This window comes from Streptomyces sp. DSM 116793, assembly GCF_057320905.1.
Map to the genome: position 1 here is coordinate 3,445,476 of NZ_CM170494.1, position 16,162 is coordinate 3,461,637.

Genomic DNA, 16,162 nt, shown 5'->3' on the forward strand with positions numbered 1-16,162 from the left:
TTGGAGTGGGGTTCAGGAGGGTTCCGGGGTGCCTCCCAAGGAAGCGGCCCGAAGGGAGCGGCCGAAGGGCTATCCCCCCACCGCCCGCGACACCGTGTAGATCGCCAGGCCCGCCAGGGAGCCCACCACCGTGCCGTTGATCCGGATGAACTGCAGGTCGCGGCCGATGTGGGCCTCGATCTTGCGGGTGGTCTGGGCGGCGTCCCAGCCGGCCACCGTGTCCGTGATGAGAGCGGTGATCTCGTCCTGGTAGGTGGTCACCACATACACCGCGGCGCCCTCCACCCAGCCGTCCACCTTCTCCCGCAGCCGGGCGTCCGCCGTCATCCGGGTGCCCAGCGACAGCAGCGAGGCGCGCACCCGCAGCCGCAGCTCGCTCCGCTCGTCCTCGGCGGCGGTGACGATCATGCCGCGCACCGCGCCCCACGCGGACGCGATCAGGTCCTGCACCTCGGGGCGGGCCAGCACCTCGCCCTTGAGGCGCTCCACCCGCGCCCGGGTGTCCGTGTCGGCCTGGAGGTCGGAGGCGAAGTCGCGCAGGAAGCGGTCCAGGGCGCCGCGGGCCGGGTGCTCGGGCATGTCCCGCATCTCCGTGACGAACCGGAGCAGCTCGCGGTAGACCCGCTCGCCGACCCGGCGGTCCACGAACCGCGGCGTCCAGCCGGGCGCGCCGCCCTGGACGGCGTCCATGACGGAGTCGCCGTGCAGCACCAGCCAGTCGTGCGCACGCGTGATGACGAGGTCGACGACGCGGGTGTGGCCGCGGTCGGCGACGATCCGCTCCAGCAGCTTGCCGATGCCGGGGCCGATCTCCTGGGCGTCGGCCCGCCGGGTGATCGCCTCACCCACCACGGCCTGCACATCGGAGTCCCGCAGCACGGTGAGGGCGCCGCGCAGGGCGGTGGCCAGCTCGGCCGTGACCCGGTCGGCGTGCGCGGGCTCGGCCAGCCAGGCGCCGAGCCGGCCGGAGATGCCGACCGCGTGCAGCCGGGCCCTGACCACCTCGGACGAGAGGAAGTTCTCCCCCACGAACTCCCCCAGCGAGACGCCGAGCTGGTCCTTCTTGGTGGGGATGATGGCCGTGTGCGGAATGGGCAGGCCGAGCGGGCGGCGGAAGAGGGCGGTGACCGCGAACCAGTCGGCGAGCGCACCGACCATGCCCGCCTCGCAGGCCGCCGCGACATACCCGGCCCAGGCGCCCGCCCCGGCGTTCTGCGCCCACTTCGCCAGCACGTACGCGATCGCGACGAGCAGCAGCAGGCCCGCCGCCGTCGCCTTCATCCGGCGCACGCCGCGGCGCCGCTCGCGGTCTGCCGCGCTGTACGCGGACGGGGTCGCCGGCGCGCGGACCGCCGCCCCGCGCCCGTCCGCCCGCTGTGCCCCTTGCCGATTCATCCTCGCCCCGTCCGGTGAGCTGCGCCTTCGCGGCGCGGGTTCCCATGGGCCTTCGTCACATTGTGGTTCGGCCCACTCCTTGACGGACTCCTGGAACGCGCCGCAAGTTCCCGTCGTCTTCCTCGGCGGGGGGCCGTACGGTGCCTCCCTCCCTCCATGGCCCATCATGGGGGCGCATGACATCGGAGCCTCGGGCTCCCCTTGTCCGAGGAGACCAAGACCGCATGACCAAGCGTCACGACGGCGGCCAGGGGCTGTTGTCCCCCGCCAGACCCGGCGCGCTGCTCGCCGCGCTCGTCGCCGTGATCGTCGTCGTCTCGATGGCCATATACGCCGGTGTGTCCGGCGGCGGCGACGATGCCCGGGACACCCTGGCGGGCTCCCGCTCCTCGCGGGGCGCCGCCGCGCCCGCCTCCGCGGGCACCTGGGTCTCCGCCTGGTCCACGGCGCCCAGCGGCGCGGAGCCGGGCACCGAGCTCTCCGGCTACGCGGGCCACTCGGTGCGCAACGTGGTGCACACCAGCGCCGGCGGCACCAGCGCGAGGATCACCCTGTCGAACCTGTTCGGGCAGGATCCGCTCACCATCACGCACGCCTCGCTGGCGATAGCCGCCGCGCCCAACACCGCGGCGGCCGCGTTCGGGACGCTGCGCAGGCTGACGTTCGGCGGCGCCCCGTCGGTGGTGATCCCGGCCGGCGGTCAGACGCTCAGCGACGCGGTGCGGCTGCGGGTGCCACCCGGCTCCGACCTGCTGGTCAGCACGTACTCGCCGACGCCGTCGGGCCCGGTGACGTACCACGCGCACGCCCGCCAGATCTCGTACCTGGCCGACGGCGACCGCACCGAGGACACCAGCGGCACCTCCTACACCCAGCAGAGCCCGTACTGGCGCTACCTGACGGCGCTCGACGTGCTGAGCAACGACGCGGACGGCACCGTGGTCGTCATCGGCGACTCGATCACCGACGGCATCACCTCCACCACCGGCGCCAACCACCGCTGGACCGACATCCTCGCGGACCGGCTCCGCACGGAGACCGGCGCGCCCCGCTACGCCGTCGCGAACGAGGGCATCAGCGGCAACCGCATCCTGGCCGACGGCGCCGGGCGGCCGCCGGGGAACCCGAGCGGGCTCGCCCGCTTCCAGCGCGACGCGCTGAGCCGGACGGGCGTGAAGGCGGTCGTGATCGCCCTCGGCGTCAACGACATCCTGCGCGACCAGCGGCACGCGAACGCCGACCGCATCGTCGAGGGCCTGCGCGAGCTGGTCCGGCAGGCGCACGGGCGCGGGCTGCGGGTGGTGGGTGCGACGCTGATGCCGTTCGGGGGGCACCCCGGGGCCCGGCAGCGGCTGGAGGTCATCCGGGAGACGGTCAATCAGCAGATCCGCTCGGGCCGGGTCTTCGACGCGGTGGTCGACTTCGACAGCGCCCTCCGCGACCCGTACGACCCGCACCGGCTCCGCCCGGAGTACGACTCCGGCGACCACCTCCACCCCAGCGACGCGGGGTACCGGAAGATGGCGTACTCCTTCAACCTCGCCGACCTGAAGGCCGCGGCGGCAGCTTCGCTGTGACCCGCGCCCCCGCCGGGCTGCAGCCCACGGCCGGGCCGCCCCGGCCCACCTGAAGGGGCGCGGGGAACCGCGCGACCAGCACCCACCGGCCGGCGGTCCGGATCCGACGGGAACTGCCCCTTCGGGACGGTGAAGGGGCGCGGGGAACTGCGCGACAAGTCATGACGGGACCGCCGGATCGGCACCGGGGCGGCCGGACAGTCAGCGGTACCGGCGCCCCGTGCGCCGCTCGGAGCGGGCCTCGCGGACCTCGCGCCGCCGCTCCCGGTGCCGCTCGCGGCGAGCCTCCAGCTCGCCGCGGTGCCGCTCCTCGCGGAGCCGCACCTTCTCCGCGCGGCTCACCTTCCGCTCCACGCCCACGCCCCCCAGCAGCGCGAACCCGGTGACCCGCACCCGGGGCGCCGCCGGGTCGCCGTCCACGTGGCCGTGGTCGCCGAAGCCGCCCATGACGCCGACGCCGGAGACCTCCACATTGAGGCCGGGCGGCACCGTCACCTGCATCCCGCCCATGATCGCGAAGCACCGGATGACGGTCTCGCGGTCCTCAAACGACGCGTCCCGCAGGTCGATCTCTCCCCCGCCCCACATCGCGAACGCCGTGAAGACCCGGGAGACGGTCCACCGGCCCCGGCGGACGAAGCCGCCCCAGAACGCGAACGCCCCGGACGAGGTGGGCGCACCGCCGATCCGCGCGGGCCAGCCCGCGCCGTCGGAGACCGCGGCCGGCTTGGTCATGGAGACCGGCGCGACGGTGGCACCCGTGGCGCCCGTGGCGCCCGCCGCGGGCAGGTCACGGGTGATCGGGGCCAGCTCGCCGTAGGTCCTGGCGCGGTAGGCGGCCTCCAGCCGCTCCTGGAACTCCGCCATGTCGAGCCGGCCCTCGGCCATCGCGTCCCTGAGCTGCTCGGCGACCCGTTCACGGTCGGCGTCCGAGGCACGCAGCTCGTGGGGCGCCACCGGACCGGCGTCACTCACCGCCGGGGAGCGGGGCGTCCCGTCCCGTGGCGTTCCCCCCGGCTCCCCGGGTGCTCCCCCCGGCCCGCCCGGCGTTCCCCCGGGCTCCCCGGGCGCTCCCCCGGGCGGCACAGCATCCGTCATGCGATCAGCCTACGAGGTGGCGGGCCGCCCGGTCGCCTGCCCCGCGTACATCTTTGCGATGACGGCCTCGATGTCGGGCTCCCGTACGGAGAGGTCCACCAGGGGGTAGGCGGCGGCGATCCGGGCCACCAGCGGGGCGGCCGACCGGTCGGCGGGGAACGCCAGCCACTGGCGGGGTCCGTCGGTGCGCACCACCCGGGCGACGCCGTCGGTGTCGATGGGCGGCATCTCGCGCTCCAGGTCCACGACGAGGGTGCGCTCGCTCGCGCCGACCTCGTGCAGCCCGGTGAGCGGCCCGTCGTACATCAGCCGACCGTGGTCGATGACCATCACCCGGCGGCAGAGCTGCTCGATGTCGGTGAGGTCGTGGGTGGTGAGCAGCACGGTGGTGCCGCGCTCGGCGTTGAGGTCGCGCAGGAACTCCCGCACCCGCGCCTTGGAGACCACGTCCAGCCCGATGGTCGGCTCGTCCAGGTAGAGCACGTCGGGGTCGTGCAGCAGGGCGGCGGCGATGTCGCCGCGCATCCGCTGGCCCAGCGACAGCTGGCGCACCGGCACGTCCAGCAGGTCGGCCAGCTCCAGCAGTTCCACGCAGCGGTCCAGGTTGGCGCGGTACTGCGCGTCGGGGATGCGGTACATGCGGCGCATCAGCCGGTAGGAGTCGACGAGCGGCAGGTCCCACCAGAGGGTGGTGCGCTGCCCGAAGACCACCCCGATCCGGCGGGCGAGCCGGGTGCGCTCGCGTGCCGGGTCGATCCCGGCGACCCTGAGCCGGCCGCCGCTGGGGGTGAGGATGCCGGTCAGCATCTTGATCGTGGTGGACTTGCCGGCGCCGTTCGGCCCGATGTAGCCGACCATCTCGCCGCGGCCGACGGTGAAGGAGAGCGCGTCCACGGCCCGTACCCGGTGCTTCTCGCGCCTCAGCAGACCGGTCCTGCGACGCACCTCGAAGACCTTCTCGACGGAGTCGAGCGAGATGAAGGGATCGGTGGCGAACGGGCCGGTGGGCGCGGCGGGAGCAGTCGGCACCCCGGAGGCGGCCGGCTCCCGTGCGGCCGGGGTGCGGGCGGGGGCCGGCTCGCCCGCAGAGGACGCGGGGGCCGCGGAGTCCGCGGGGGGCGGGGAGTCCGCGGAGTCCGCGGGGGGCGGGGAGCCCACGCGGTCCGCGTGGTCGGCTCGCCCGGCTCCGTCTGCATGGTCGGCTCGTTCGAACCGGTCGGCCCGGTCCTCTCGCTCGGACCGGTCGGCCCGTTCCGCGTGGTCGGCTCGCTCGGCCTGGTCTGCACGGTCGGCTCGGTCTGCGCGATCAGCGCGATCAGCGCCGTCTGCACGGTCGGGCACGGTGTCGGACACGGTTCAGCTCCCGGTACCGCGGTACGAGCGGAGGCCCACCCGCCATGCCGCGCCCGCCAGCGCACAGCAGGCCAGGGCGACCAGCGGCGGCGCCCAGGCCAGCCACTGCGGAAGGTGGAGCGGGTAGGGGCGGCCCAGGAGGTGGAGCACGGGCAGCCAGTTCACGAAGGCCAGCGGCACGATGAACGTCACCCCGCGCACCAGGTCCCTGGCGAACACGGTCGGCGGGTACTGGAGCAGGGTCGTGCCGCCGTAGGTGAGGGAGTTCTGCACCTCGGCGGCGTCCTGCGCGACGAACTGGAAGGCGGCGCCCGCCACGAACACCGCCGAGAACAGGGCCCCGCCGCTGACCAGCATCAACGGCACCAGCAGCACCTTCTGCGGAGTCCAGGCGATCGGGGCGGCGGCGAGGCCGTAGCCGAGCACCAGGCCGCCCTGGACGATGCGGCCGAGGCGGCGCAGCGCGAACCGGTCGGCGGCGACCTGCGCGAGCACCGGCGCCGGGCGCACCAGCAGGACGTCCAGCGTGCCGTCCCGCACCCGCCGGCCCAGCCGCTCCGTCGAGCCCATCGCCAGATCGGCCAGGCCGAACGCGGTGCCCGCGGTGCCGTACAGCAGCGCGACCTCCTGCAGCGTGTAGCCGCCGAGCGCGTGCACCCGGGAGAACATCACCAGGATCGCGGCGAAGTCCAGCGCCGTCGCGGCGAAGTTGCCGAAGGCCGTCATCGCGAAGGAGGCGCGGTAGGCGAGCGTGGAGCGGATCCACATGCCGGCGATCAGCCCGTAGCACCGCAGGCCGTGCGCGAGGCGGTCGCGGCGCCGCTCGGGACCGTCCGCGCCCGGCGGGGCGGCGCGCGGGCCGCCGCCCGGGGCACCGGCTGCGTCATGCACCGCGACGGTACGGTCAGCCACCCTGGACCACCACCCGCCGCGTCGCGACCGACTGCAGCAGCCGGCCCACCGCGAGCAGCGCCACCGCCCAGCCCGCCTGGAACGCGTACGTGGTGAGCAGCGCCCGGCCGGTGCGCTCGCCCAGCAGGACGTCCGCGGGGACCTGGAGCAGCGCGGACCACGGCAGCGCCCGCGCCACCTCGCCCAGCGCACCGGGGAAGACGTTCAGCGGCAGCAGCATCCCGGAGAAGAACATCCCGGCCAGCCAGGACATCTGGGCCACCCCGGCGCCGTCAAGCAGCCAGAACGCGGAGAGCGCGACGAGGAAGCGGATGGCGAAGCTGACGGTGACGCCGAGCGCGACGGCCAGCAGGAAGGCCAGCCAGCGCACCGGGTCGTGCGGCAGCGCGAGGTCGAAGAGCAGCGCGCCCACGGCCACCGGCACCACCCCCCGGCCCAGCAGGTGGAACGCCGCCCGGCCCGCGTCGCCCGCCAGCCACCAGGCCTGGAGGTCGGCGGGGCGGTAGAGGTCGATGGCGATGTCGCCGGTGCGGATCCGCTCGATCAGTTCGTCCTCGAAGCCGCCGCCCATGGCCGCCACGGCCATGTGCAGGCCCTGGCCCAGCCAGACGTAGGTCAGCGCCTGCGCCTGGTCGTAGCCGCCGAGGTGCGGCTTCTGCTGCCAGAGGGCGAGGTAGGTGCAGGCGAGGATCACGCCGAAGACGGTGTTCGTGAAGACACCGGCGGCGGTGGCCATGCGGTAGGTGGCGTGGCGCCGGAATCCGTTCACCGCGACCAGCGCGTACAGCCGTCCGGTGCGCACCACGGCGTCCTCTCCCTGTCCCGGTCTCCTGCCGGCGTCCGTCGTCCCGGCCGCCGTCCCGGCCGCGGAGCCGGCCGCCGGTCCCGGCCGGCTCCGCGGCCGGCCCCTTGTGCTCGCCCCGCCCGGCCCTGCCTCCGGCAGGTCGTCCCGCTCTCCGGCCGGCGTCCGGACGTGCCCCTTCCGGGTGTCCGGCACAGCCGAACGCAGGAGCTTACGGGCCCGGGCGGGGCGCTGCCACAGATTTTCCGGGCGCGGCGCGCGCCACGCCGCGGAGCGACCATCAGGAAGTGCGAAAGTGTGCAAGTAGTGCATAGGAGGCATGAGGCGTATTAAGCCCATAGCGGAGTCCGGTTGAGCCCTAGAGGTATCCGGGCGCGAATCGGGAGTCCACGAGACATGATCGACGAGCCGCGGCACGAGCCGCAGCAGCCCGGCAAGTCCGGCCTGACCATCGGTGCCCGCCCCCTGGGCGGGCCGCTCCGCCCCGCCTGGGCCCTGCACCGGTCGTCGGGGCCCGGCGGCCCGGGCGACGGCCGGCCGGGCGGCTGGCGCAGGGGCCGCGGCGCCCGCTCCGCGCACGGCCGCGGCCGGCGCGGCTCGACCGGGCCGCGCGGCCGGGGCGGCCGCCCCCACCACCCCGGCGGGCCGCACCACCCGGGCGACCCCGGCCGCACCGGCGCCACCGTGGCGCGCGCCGGCGGCAAGGAGAAGCGCCGGAAGCGCCCGAAACGCAAGGGGCTGCGCCGGCTCGTGCCGACCTGGCGGATGCTGCTGCTCTCCGGCGCCGGCGCGGTCCTGGTGGTGGCCGGCAGCTTCATGGCCGGCTACCTGCTCGTCGACATCCCCGCCGCGAACGCCTCGGCGACGGCGCAGAGCAACGTGTTCCTCTACGCGGACGGCACCCAGCTCGCCCGGGACGGCGACGTCAACCGCGAGAACGTCGCCCTGGACAGCGTCCCCAAGCACGTGCGGCGGGCCGTGCTGGCGGCCGAGGACCGGGACTTCTACGCCGAGTCGGCCGTCGACCCGCAGGCGATGGTCCGCGCCGCCTGGAACACGGTCACCGGCAAGGGCAAGCAGTCCGGCTCGACGATCACCCAGCAGTACGTCAAGAACTACTACCTGGACCAGGACCAGACGGTCTCCCGGAAGGTGAAGGAGTTCTTCATCTCGATCAAGCTCGACCGCGAGCAGAGCAAGCGGGAGATCCTTCAGGGCTACCTGAACACCAGCTACTTCGGCCGGAACGCCTACGGCATCCAGGCCGCCGCCCAGGCCTACTACGGGGTCGACGTGTGGGACCTGGACATCGCGCAGGGCGCCTACCTCGCCACCCTGCTGAACGCGCCGAGCGCCTACGACGTCGTGGCGCACCCGGAGATGCGGCCGCGGGTGCTCTCACGCTGGCGGTACGTGCTCGACGGGATGGCCAAGGAGCACTGGCTGACCCCCGCCCAGCGCGCCCGTGCGGTCTTCCCCACGCCCCGGTCGCCGCACTCGGGGGGCGGCCTCGGCGGGCAGCGCGGCTATGTGGTGCAGGCCGTGAAGGACTACCTCGTGAGCCACCACGTGATGGCCGGGAACGGCACCGGCTACCGGATCACCACCACGCTCCAGCGCCGTCGGCAGGACGCCTTCGCCGCGGCCGTCGACGACCAGGTGCTGTCCCGGCTCGACAAGCGGGCGCGCCGGGTGGACCGCACCGTGCGCGCGGGCGGCGCCGCCGTGGACCCGCGCACCGGCAAGGTCGTCGCGATGTACGGGGGCGTCGACTACACCAAGCAGTACGTCAACAACGCCACCCGCCGGGACTACCAGGTCGGCTCGGCGTTCAAGCCGTTCGTCTTCGCGGCGGCCGTCCAGCATGGCGCGCAGGACCAGCACGGCCGTCCGATCACCCCGAACTCCACCTACGACGGCCGCGACCAGCGCCCGGTGCAGGGCTGGCGGGGCCGCCCCTACGCGCCGCAGAACGAGGACCACACCGACTACGGGCCCATCAGCGTCCGCGAGGCCACCGACAAGTCCGTGAACGCCGTCTACGCGCAGCTGGCCGTGGACGTGGGCCCGGACAGGGTCCGGTCGACGGCGATCGGCCTCGGGCTGCCTGCGGACACCCATGACATGCCCAAGGGGCCCGCCATCGCGCTGGGCACGGCCACCGCCAGCGCGCTCGACCTGGCGGGCGCGTACGCCACGCTCGCGAACCACGGCCGGCATGTGCCGTGGACGCTGGTGGAGAAGGTCACCCGGAACGGCAGGAACGTCCCGCTGCCGGAGCGGGCCGCCACCCAGGCGGTGAGCCGGGAGGCCGCGGACACCACCACGGCCGTGCTCCGGGGCGTGGTGGACGGCGGCACCGGCACCGCGGCGCAGGCCGCGGGGCGGCCGGCGGCGGGCAAGACGGGCACCGCGGAGGACGACCAGGCGGCGTGGTTCGCCGGCTACACGCCCGACCTGGCCACCGTGGTCACCGTGATGGGCCAGGACCCGCGCACCGGCGCGCACACCTCGCTGTACGGGGCGCTGGGCGAGCCGCGCATCAACGGCGGCGGGCTGCCGGCCCGGATCTGGGCGGCGTTCACCGGCGCGGCGCTCGACCGGGAACCGGTGCAGGACTTCGACCTCCAGCTCCAGCCCGGGGCGGAGGAGTCGGCGTCGCCGGCGCCGGAGGATCCGGACCAGCAGCAGCCGGACCAGCCCGGCGAGGACCCCGGCGGCGAGGAACCCGGCGGCGAGGTCCAGGCGCCCGGCGACGCCGGTGCCCAGGGGCCGCCGGGCGGCCTCGGTCCCTACCAGGGCGTCGTCCCGCCGGGAGCGCAGGGTCTCGGCGGCTCGCTGCCGGACACGGCACGCCGCCGGGCCTTCCCGGCGCCGCGCCACCACCGGACCGCGGCACCCCGACGACCCACGGCCCACCACTCCCACCGGGTCCGCCACTCCCACCGGGTCCGCCACTCCCACAGGACCCACCCGACCCGGGTCCGGCCCCCGTTCACGATCTCGTTCGAGTAGCCCCGGAGAGGGCGCGCCTCATACCGGGGCTGCGCCCCCGCTCAGGGGCGCGGGCCGTGTCCTGCCGTGCGGGCCCGGACGTCAGAGGTACAGGCCGGTGGAGTCCTGCGAGCCCTCGAAGCGGTCCGCGGCCACCGCGTGCAGGTCCCGCTCACGCATCAGGACGTACGCGACCCCGCGTACCTCCACCTCCGCACGGTCCTCGGGGTCGTACAGAACGCGGTCCCCGGGCTCCACCGTCCGCACGTTCTGACCCACGGCGACCACCTCGGCCCACGCCAGCCGGCGCCCCACCGCGGCGGTCGCCGGGATCAGGATCCCGCCGCCGGAGCGCCGCTCGCCCTCGGTGGTGTCCTGCCGCACCAGCACTCGGTCGTGCAGCATCCGGATGGGCAGCTTGTCGGGGTGGTCAGGGGTACGGTCCATCTCGCTGTCCGCGTGCCTCTCGCTGTTCGCGCTCACGCCATGAACCTACCGGGCCGCGGGGCACCCGTGCGCCGGTGGGTGTGCGCTTTGTGCCCAAGCACACGGCACCGGCCCCAGCGCCACCCGGCACCGGCCCCAGCGCCACCCGGCACCGGCCCCAGCGCCACCCGGCACCGACCCCGGCGGCCGGTGCCGCCGGCCTCAGCGCCCGCGCCGCCGGGAGCCGGCCACCAGCAGCCCGACCACGCCGACGGCCACGAGCGCCGCCGGCACGATCCGCTCCGGACGGGGCCTGCCCTCGTCGTCGACGAACTGCCTGCGCACCTCGGTCACCAGCCGGTTCGCGCGCACGTAGGCACGCCCCAGGGACCGGTCCACACCCTCGACGACCTTGGCCTTGGCGTCCCCGGCGATCGTCTTCGGATGCACCCGGACGCCGATCTCGTCGAGCGCCTCGGCCAGTCGCGCCCGGCGGCGCCTGATGTCCGCCTCGATCTGCGCAGGGGTCCTGGTATCCGCCGCTTCCGACACCGCGCTGCCTCCGTGGTCCGATCCGGCGCCCGGCGCCGGCTGTGCTGGGTCAGGGCGACAGTCTGTCAGCTCACCGCGGCCAGGACGGCACGGCACCCCCTGCGGGCTCGTTAGGCTCGTATCCGTCAGCCGCCCACGGCACCCGTGGACCACCCGTCTTTCACCCGCCCGGCGCGCGGCCAGCGCCCGTCCGCCGGGGGAGCCAGGAGAACGACCATGAGCGAGCGCCTCCAGCCGGGCGACACCGCCCCCGCCTTCACCCTCCCCGACGCCGACGGCACCAAGGTCTCCCTCGCCGACCACCGGGGCCGCAAGGTGATCGTCTACTTCTACCCGGCCGCGATGACGCCAGGCTGCACCAAGCAGGCCTGCGACTTCACCGACAACCTGGACCTGCTCACGGGCGCCGGCTACGACGTGATCGGCATCTCCCCCGACCGGCCGGAGAAGCTGGCCAGGTTCCGCGAGAAGGAGCAGCTCAAGGTCACCCTGCTGGCCGACCCGGACAAGTCCGTCCTGGAGCAGTACGGCGCCTTCGGCGAGAAGAAGCTCTACGGCAAGACGGTCACGGGCGTGATCCGCTCCACCGTCCTCGTGGACGAGGAGGGGAAGGTCGAGCGGGCCCTGTACAACGTCAAGGCCACCGGCCACGTGGCGAAGATCATCAAGGACCTCGGCCTCTGACCTCCGGGCCGCCGGCCACCGGTCACTGACACCTCGGCCACCGGTGACCGGCACCCCGGCCACCGATCAGCGGCCCCCTCGGTCACCGGCCGTACACACCTTTGCCTTCGCACTCCAAAGTGTGACGAAACTCCCCCGCAATGGGGGATTTCGTTTGCGGCGGCCGTATTGGAGCAAGCGATCCATGGACGTGTGCCCCGGACGAAGGAGGGATCCGCGCCATGGCGGTCAGCGGGCATGACCACGAGGCCGACCCCGAGGCGGTCAAGCGCCATCCGGCCCTGTTCCGCGCCGTCAGACGCCGCAGGAACCCCCCGCTGCGGCGCACGGACATCACCGTCACGGACGAGGCGGCGGTACGCAGGGCGGTGAAGGCGGCCGCGCTCGGCAACGCCATGGAGTGGTTCGACTTCGGGATCTACAGCTATCTGGCCGTGACCATCGGCCATGTCTTCTTCCCGTCCGGGAACGACACGGTCCAGCTGCTGTCGTCCTTCGCCACCTTCGCGGTCTCCTTCCTGGTGCGGCCGATCGGCGGCATGGTCTTCGGCCCGATGGGCGACAAGGTCGGCCGGAAGAAGGTGCTCGCCCTCACCATGATCCTGATGGCGGTCGGCACCTGCGCGATCGGCCTGATCCCGTCCTACGCCACGATCGGCTTCTGGTCCCCGGCGCTCCTCATCCTCTTCCGGCTGGTCCAGGGCTTCTCCACGGGCGGCGAGTACGGCGGGGCGTCCACGTTCATCGCCGAGTACGCGCCGGACAAGCGGCGCGGCTGGTTCGGCAGCTTCCTGGAGTTCGGCACGCTGTCCGGGTACGTCGGCGCGTCCGGGATCGTGGTCATCCTGAGCTCGGTGCTCAGCCAGGGCCAGATCGACGCCTGGGCGTGGCGTATCCCGTTCCTGATCGCGGGGCCGCTCGGCGTCATCGGCCTCTATCTGCGACTGCGGCTGGACGAAACCCCTGCCTTCCAGAATCTGGAGGAGCACTCCGCGCACACCATCGCCGACGCGGCGAACCGGGTCGAGACCACCACGAAGGGCGAGCTGGCGGACATCTTCCGCAACCAGTGGCGCACGCTGATCCTGTGCATCTGCCTGGTCGGCGCGTACAACATCACCGACTACGCACTGCTGTCGTACATGCCGACGTACCTGACGGACGAGCTGCACTACGGCACCATCGACGGCCTGGTGGTCCTGCTGTGCGTCATGGTCCTGATGATGCTGATCATCAACCAGATCGGCAGGCTCTCCGACCGGTTCGGCAGGAAGCCGCTGCTGATGGCCGGGATGCTGGGCTTCCTGGTGCTCTCGGTGCCGTCGTTCCTGCTGGTCAGGCTGGGTGGTCTGGTGGCGGTGTCGGCCGGCCTGCTGCTCCTCGGGCTCTCCCTGGTCTGTCTGCTGGGCACCATGTCGGCGGCGCTGCCCGCGCTCTTCCCGACCCAGGTGCGGTACGGCTCGCTGTCGATCGGCTACAACCTGTCGGTGTCCGTCTTCGGCGGCACGACACCGCTCGTGATCACAGCGCTGATCAGCTGGGCGGGCACCAACATGATGCCCGCGTACTACGCCGTGGCGGCGGCGGTGGTCGGGGTGATCTCGGTGGCCTGCATGAAGGAGACGGCGCAGCGGCCGCTGGAGGGCTCCCCTCCGTCGGTGGAGACCCCGGAGGAGGCCGCGCGGCTGGTCGAGTCGCAGGCGCCGGAACCCAGGTTCTGAGGGGAACCCGTGTTCCATGGGGTGAGGTCGCCGTATTGTGCGGCGACCACGGCCCCGCGACGACTACGATGTTCCCCGGTATGCGGCCGTGGTGGAACTGGCAGACACGCTGGGTTTAGGTCCCAGTGGGCTAACACCCCGTGAGGGTTCAAGTCCCTCCGGCCGCACGGAGGCCCTGGTTCACCGGAACCAGGGCCGTTCCCTTGTACGGGCACGCCTGCGGGGCTCCGCGGGGCCCCGGTCCGGTGCCGCTCAGGAAAGCAGCTCGCGCACCGCCGGGACCAGTGCGCGGAAGGCCTTCCCCCGGTGGCTGATCGCGTTCTTCTCGGCCGGGCTCAGCTGCGCACAGGTCCGCAACTCGCCCTCCGGCTGGAGGATCGGGTCGTACCCGAACCCGCCGTCGCCCACGGGCTCGTACCGCAGCACCCCCCGCAGCCGTCCCTCGACCACCCGCTCCCGCCCGTCCGGCAGCGCCAGCGCCGCCGCACACGCGAAGTGCGCCCCCCGGTGGGCCTCGTCGATGTCGGCGAGCTGGGCCAGCAGCAGTTCGAGATTGGCCTGATCGTCCCCGTGCCGCCCGGCCCAGCGCGCGGAGAAGATCCCGGGCGCCCCGCCCAGCACGTCCACGCAGAGCCCCGAGTCGTCCGCCACCGCGGGCAGCCCGGTCGCCCGCGCCATCGTGTGCGCCTTCAGCAGCGCGTTCTCAGCGAACGTGACCCCGGTCTCCTTGACGTCCGGCAGCTCTGGGTACGCGTCCGCGCCGACCAGCTCATGGCCGAGCCCCGCATCGGCGATGATCGCCCGGAGCTCGGTGACCTTGGCGGCATTGCGGGTGGCAAGAATCAGGCGCGTCATGCGCCCAGTATCGCGACCGTGTGCCGGTGCCCGGCCGGCAGGGCGACCCCGCCGGCGGGCCCCCCGGCCAAGGCGCCCCCGGCCAAGGCGCCCCGCTCAGGGGCCCTCAGGGCGTGCAGACCTTGGTCAGCTCGCCCGCCGCGTCGGTGACCGGGGTCAGGTCCGGCGCCTCGTCCCCGTTCCGGACGGCGGTCCTGACGTTCCGCACCGCTTCCTGCAGGTCGTCGACGGCCTTGTTGACGTCGCCGTCGTCGGTCTTGTCGCCTATCTTGGCGAGGTTCTTCTCGATGGCGTCCAGCGCGTCGTCGGCCTTGGCGGGGTCGTCGGAGGCGTTCTCGACGGCCTGCTGGAGGTCGGTGACGCTGTCCGCGATGGAGTCGGCGGTGTGCAGGCAGTCCATTGCCTTGCCGACGGTGTCACACCCCGTCAGGACGGGCGCCGCGAAGGCGGCACCCGCGACGGCGGCGACGACGGCGGTGGTGATGCGGCGACGGCCCGAAGCCATGGCGGCGGTCCTCCCAGGAGTCACGGCGGAGCGCACGGTGCACCCGCGCGCCGTACTAGTGAGAAAACGCCGCCGGAACGGCCCTTGGTTGCCTTTTTACCCTTCGAACCATGGCGCCGGCCCGTAAGGCACGCTGATCGGCCACGTGCGCCGCGCCGACCGCCACCACGCCGGCCCCCAGCTCCACGCATCGGCCACCGCCGTCCCGAGGACCGCCGGCACCGACGACCGGCGCCCCTACTCCAGCGCCGCCCGCTGTGCCGCCGCCAGTTCGGTGCAGCCCGCCACGGCCAGGTCCAGCAGGGCGTTCAGCTCATCGCGGGCGAAGGGCTCGGCCTCCGCGGTGCCCTGGACCTCGACGAAGCGCCCGTCACCGGTACAGACCACGTTCATGTCGGTCTCGGCGCGCACGTCCTCCTCGTAGCAGAGGTCCAGCATCGGCACCGCGCCGACGATCCCGACCGAGACCGCGGAGACGGAGCCGGTGAGCGGGGTGCGCCCGGCCTTGACCAGCTTCTTGCGCTGCGCCCAGGCCACCGCGTCGGCGAGCGCCACATAGGCGCCGGTGATGGCGGCGGTGCGGGTGCCGCCGTCGGCCTGGAGGACGTCGCAGTCCAGGACGACGGTGTTCTCGCCGAGGGCCTTGTAGTCGACGACGGCGCGCAGGGAACGGCCGATCAGGCGGGAGATCTCATGGGTGCGGCCGCCGATCCGGCCGCGGACGGACTCCCGGTCGCCCCGGGTGTTGGTGGCCCGGGGCAGCATCGCGTACTCGGCGGTGACCCAGCCCTCGCCGGAGCCCTTGCGCCAGCGGGGCACCCCCTCCGTGACGGAGGCCGTGCAGAGGACCTTGGTGTCGCCGAAGGAGACGAGGACGGAGCCTTCTGCGTGCTTGCTCCAGCCCCTCTCGATGGTGACCTTGCGGAGGGCGTCGGGGGTGCGGCCGTCGATGCGTGACATGGGGCGAGCCTAGCGGCGTCCCCTCCGAGGGGGCTCCGCCCCCGGGCCGCCCGCTCAGGAGGGCTGGTGACCGCCCCTCACATCATGTCCTCGATCTCCGCCGCGATCGGGTCCGCGTCGGTGCCGACGACCACCTGGATCGCGGTGCCCATGGTGACGACGCCGTGCGCGCCGGCGGCCTTGAGGGCGGCCTCGTCGACCTTGGCGGCGTCGGCGACCTCGGTGCGCAGGCGGGTGATGCAGCCCTCGATCTCCTCGATGTTCTCGATGCCGCCGAGTGCGGCGACGATCTTCTCGGCCTTGGTGGGCATGTCCGGCTCCCTCGTGT

15 protein-coding genes and 1 tRNA gene are annotated in these 16,162 nt (G+C 73.6%); 5 read left to right on the forward strand and 11 right to left on the reverse strand.

What is annotated here, in order from left to right; genetic code table 11:
* Positions 1 to 69 precede the first annotated feature (69 nt).
* Complete coding sequence (locus ACSMXW_RS13415; protein WP_485806442.1) at positions 70 to 1,395, reverse strand: DUF445 domain-containing protein; 1,326 nt, start codon at positions 1,393 to 1,395, stop codon at positions 70 to 72.
* 224 nt (positions 1,396 to 1,619) lie between these two features.
* Here ACSMXW_RS13415 and ACSMXW_RS13420 point away from each other — a divergent pair, with 224 nt between their 5' ends.
* Positions 1,620 to 2,972 (forward strand): SGNH/GDSL hydrolase family protein, encoded by a 1,353-nt coding sequence (locus ACSMXW_RS13420; protein ID WP_485806443.1) that lies wholly within the window; start codon positions 1,620 to 1,622, stop codon positions 2,970 to 2,972.
* A gap of 201 nt (positions 2,973 to 3,173) precedes the next feature.
* Here the strand turns inward: ACSMXW_RS13420 and ACSMXW_RS13425 are convergent, their stop codons facing one another.
* The 4 genes from ACSMXW_RS13425 to ACSMXW_RS13440 form a co-directional block, all read right to left on the reverse strand.
* Positions 3,174 to 3,914: a DUF1707 SHOCT-like domain-containing protein gene (locus ACSMXW_RS13425; RefSeq protein ID WP_485807993.1), complete on the reverse strand. Its 741-nt coding sequence runs from the start codon at positions 3,912 to 3,914 to the stop codon at positions 3,174 to 3,176.
* 165 nt (positions 3,915 to 4,079) lie between these two features.
* Positions 4,080 to 5,099, reverse strand: a complete 1,020-nt coding sequence (locus ACSMXW_RS13430; RefSeq protein WP_485807994.1) for an ABC transporter ATP-binding protein — start codon at positions 5,097 to 5,099, stop codon at positions 4,080 to 4,082.
* Between the two features lie 327 nt (positions 5,100 to 5,426).
* Positions 5,427 to 6,314, reverse strand: a complete 888-nt coding sequence (locus ACSMXW_RS13435) for an ABC transporter permease (protein WP_485806445.1) — start codon at positions 6,312 to 6,314, stop codon at positions 5,427 to 5,429.
* A 13-nt stretch (positions 6,315 to 6,327) separates the two neighbouring features.
* Positions 6,328 to 7,071: an ABC transporter permease gene (locus ACSMXW_RS13440; protein WP_485807996.1), complete on the reverse strand. Its 744-nt coding sequence runs from the start codon at positions 7,069 to 7,071 to the stop codon at positions 6,328 to 6,330.
* A 462-nt stretch (positions 7,072 to 7,533) separates the two neighbouring features.
* Here ACSMXW_RS13440 and ACSMXW_RS13445 point away from each other — a divergent pair, with 462 nt between their 5' ends.
* Positions 7,534 to 10,152 carry a transglycosylase domain-containing protein gene (locus ACSMXW_RS13445; RefSeq protein WP_485806446.1) on the forward strand — a complete coding sequence of 873 codons (2,619 nt, stop codon included), beginning with the start codon at positions 7,534 to 7,536 and terminating at the stop codon, positions 10,150 to 10,152.
* A gap of 81 nt (positions 10,153 to 10,233) precedes the next feature.
* Here the strand turns inward: ACSMXW_RS13445 and ACSMXW_RS13450 are convergent, their stop codons facing one another.
* Complete coding sequence (locus ACSMXW_RS13450) at positions 10,234 to 10,578, reverse strand: GroES family chaperonin (protein ID WP_485807998.1); 345 nt, start codon at positions 10,576 to 10,578, stop codon at positions 10,234 to 10,236.
* A 201-nt stretch (positions 10,579 to 10,779) separates the two neighbouring features.
* Positions 10,780 to 11,109 carry a DUF3618 domain-containing protein gene (locus ACSMXW_RS13455; RefSeq protein ID WP_485806448.1) on the reverse strand — a complete coding sequence of 110 codons (330 nt, stop codon included), beginning with the start codon at positions 11,107 to 11,109 and terminating at the stop codon, positions 10,780 to 10,782.
* Between the two features lie 216 nt (positions 11,110 to 11,325).
* Here ACSMXW_RS13455 and bcp point away from each other — a divergent pair, with 216 nt between their 5' ends.
* The 3 genes from bcp (at position 11,326) to ACSMXW_RS13470 (ending at position 13,681) form a co-directional block, all read left to right on the forward strand.
* On the forward strand, positions 11,326 to 11,793 hold the full coding sequence (gene bcp / locus ACSMXW_RS13460; protein ID WP_485806450.1) for a thioredoxin-dependent thiol peroxidase: 468 nt from the start codon (positions 11,326 to 11,328) through the stop codon (positions 11,791 to 11,793).
* Positions 11,794 to 12,014: 221 nt separating this feature from the next.
* Positions 12,015 to 13,514 (forward strand): glycine betaine/L-proline transporter ProP, encoded by a 1,500-nt coding sequence (gene proP / locus ACSMXW_RS13465; protein ID WP_485806451.1) that lies wholly within the window; start codon positions 12,015 to 12,017, stop codon positions 13,512 to 13,514.
* An 82-nt stretch (positions 13,515 to 13,596) separates the two neighbouring features.
* Positions 13,597 to 13,681 (forward strand) — tRNA-Leu (locus ACSMXW_RS13470).
* An 85-nt stretch (positions 13,682 to 13,766) separates the two neighbouring features.
* Here ACSMXW_RS13470 and rdgB read toward each other — a convergent pair.
* The 4 genes from rdgB to ACSMXW_RS13490 form a co-directional block, all read right to left on the reverse strand.
* A complete protein-coding gene (rdgB, locus tag ACSMXW_RS13475) occupies positions 13,767 to 14,369 on the reverse strand; it encodes an RdgB/HAM1 family non-canonical purine NTP pyrophosphatase (RefSeq protein WP_485806453.1) in 603 nt (200 codons plus the stop codon).
* A 106-nt stretch (positions 14,370 to 14,475) separates the two neighbouring features.
* The gene (locus tag ACSMXW_RS13480) at positions 14,476 to 14,874 is read right to left on the reverse strand and encodes a hypothetical protein (RefSeq protein WP_485806455.1); all 399 of its coding nucleotides are present in this window, start codon (positions 14,872 to 14,874) and stop codon (positions 14,476 to 14,478) included.
* A 237-nt stretch (positions 14,875 to 15,111) separates the two neighbouring features.
* Entirely contained in the window at positions 15,112 to 15,834 is a 723-nt protein-coding gene (rph, locus tag ACSMXW_RS13485) for a ribonuclease PH (protein ID WP_485806456.1), read from the reverse strand.
* 77 nt (positions 15,835 to 15,911) lie between these two features.
* Positions 15,912 to 16,145: a PTS sugar transporter subunit IIB gene (locus ACSMXW_RS13490; protein ID WP_485806457.1), complete on the reverse strand. Its 234-nt coding sequence runs from the start codon at positions 16,143 to 16,145 to the stop codon at positions 15,912 to 15,914.
* Positions 16,146 to 16,162 lie beyond the last annotated feature (17 nt).

Excerpts from the sequence above, each read along its gene's own strand:
- ACSMXW_RS13415 (WP_485806442.1), bottom strand. The coding sequence starts at position 1,395 with ATGAATCGGCAAGGGGCACAGCGGGCGGACGGGCGCGGGGCGGCGGTC.
- rph (WP_485806456.1), bottom strand. The coding sequence starts at position 15,834 with ATGTCACGCATCGACGGCCGCACCCCCGACGCCCTCCGCAAGGTCACC.
- ACSMXW_RS13480 (WP_485806455.1), bottom strand. The coding sequence starts at position 14,874 with ATGGCTTCGGGCCGTCGCCGCATCACCACCGCCGTCGTCGCCGCCGTC.
- ACSMXW_RS13450 (WP_485807998.1), bottom strand. The coding sequence starts at position 10,578 with ATGGACCGTACCCCTGACCACCCCGACAAGCTGCCCATCCGGATGCTG.
- ACSMXW_RS13445 (WP_485806446.1), top strand. The coding sequence starts at position 7,534 with ATGATCGACGAGCCGCGGCACGAGCCGCAGCAGCCCGGCAAGTCCGGC.
- rdgB (WP_485806453.1), bottom strand. The coding sequence starts at position 14,369 with ATGACGCGCCTGATTCTTGCCACCCGCAATGCCGCCAAGGTCACCGAG.
- ACSMXW_RS13440 (WP_485807996.1), bottom strand. The coding sequence starts at position 7,071 with ATGGCCACCGCCGCCGGTGTCTTCACGAACACCGTCTTCGGCGTGATC.
- ACSMXW_RS13490 (WP_485806457.1), bottom strand. The coding sequence starts at position 16,145 with ATGCCCACCAAGGCCGAGAAGATCGTCGCCGCACTCGGCGGCATCGAG.
- bcp (WP_485806450.1), top strand. The coding sequence starts at position 11,326 with ATGAGCGAGCGCCTCCAGCCGGGCGACACCGCCCCCGCCTTCACCCTC.
- ACSMXW_RS13420 (WP_485806443.1), top strand. The coding sequence starts at position 1,620 with ATGACCAAGCGTCACGACGGCGGCCAGGGGCTGTTGTCCCCCGCCAGA.
- proP (WP_485806451.1), top strand. The coding sequence starts at position 12,015 with ATGGCGGTCAGCGGGCATGACCACGAGGCCGACCCCGAGGCGGTCAAG.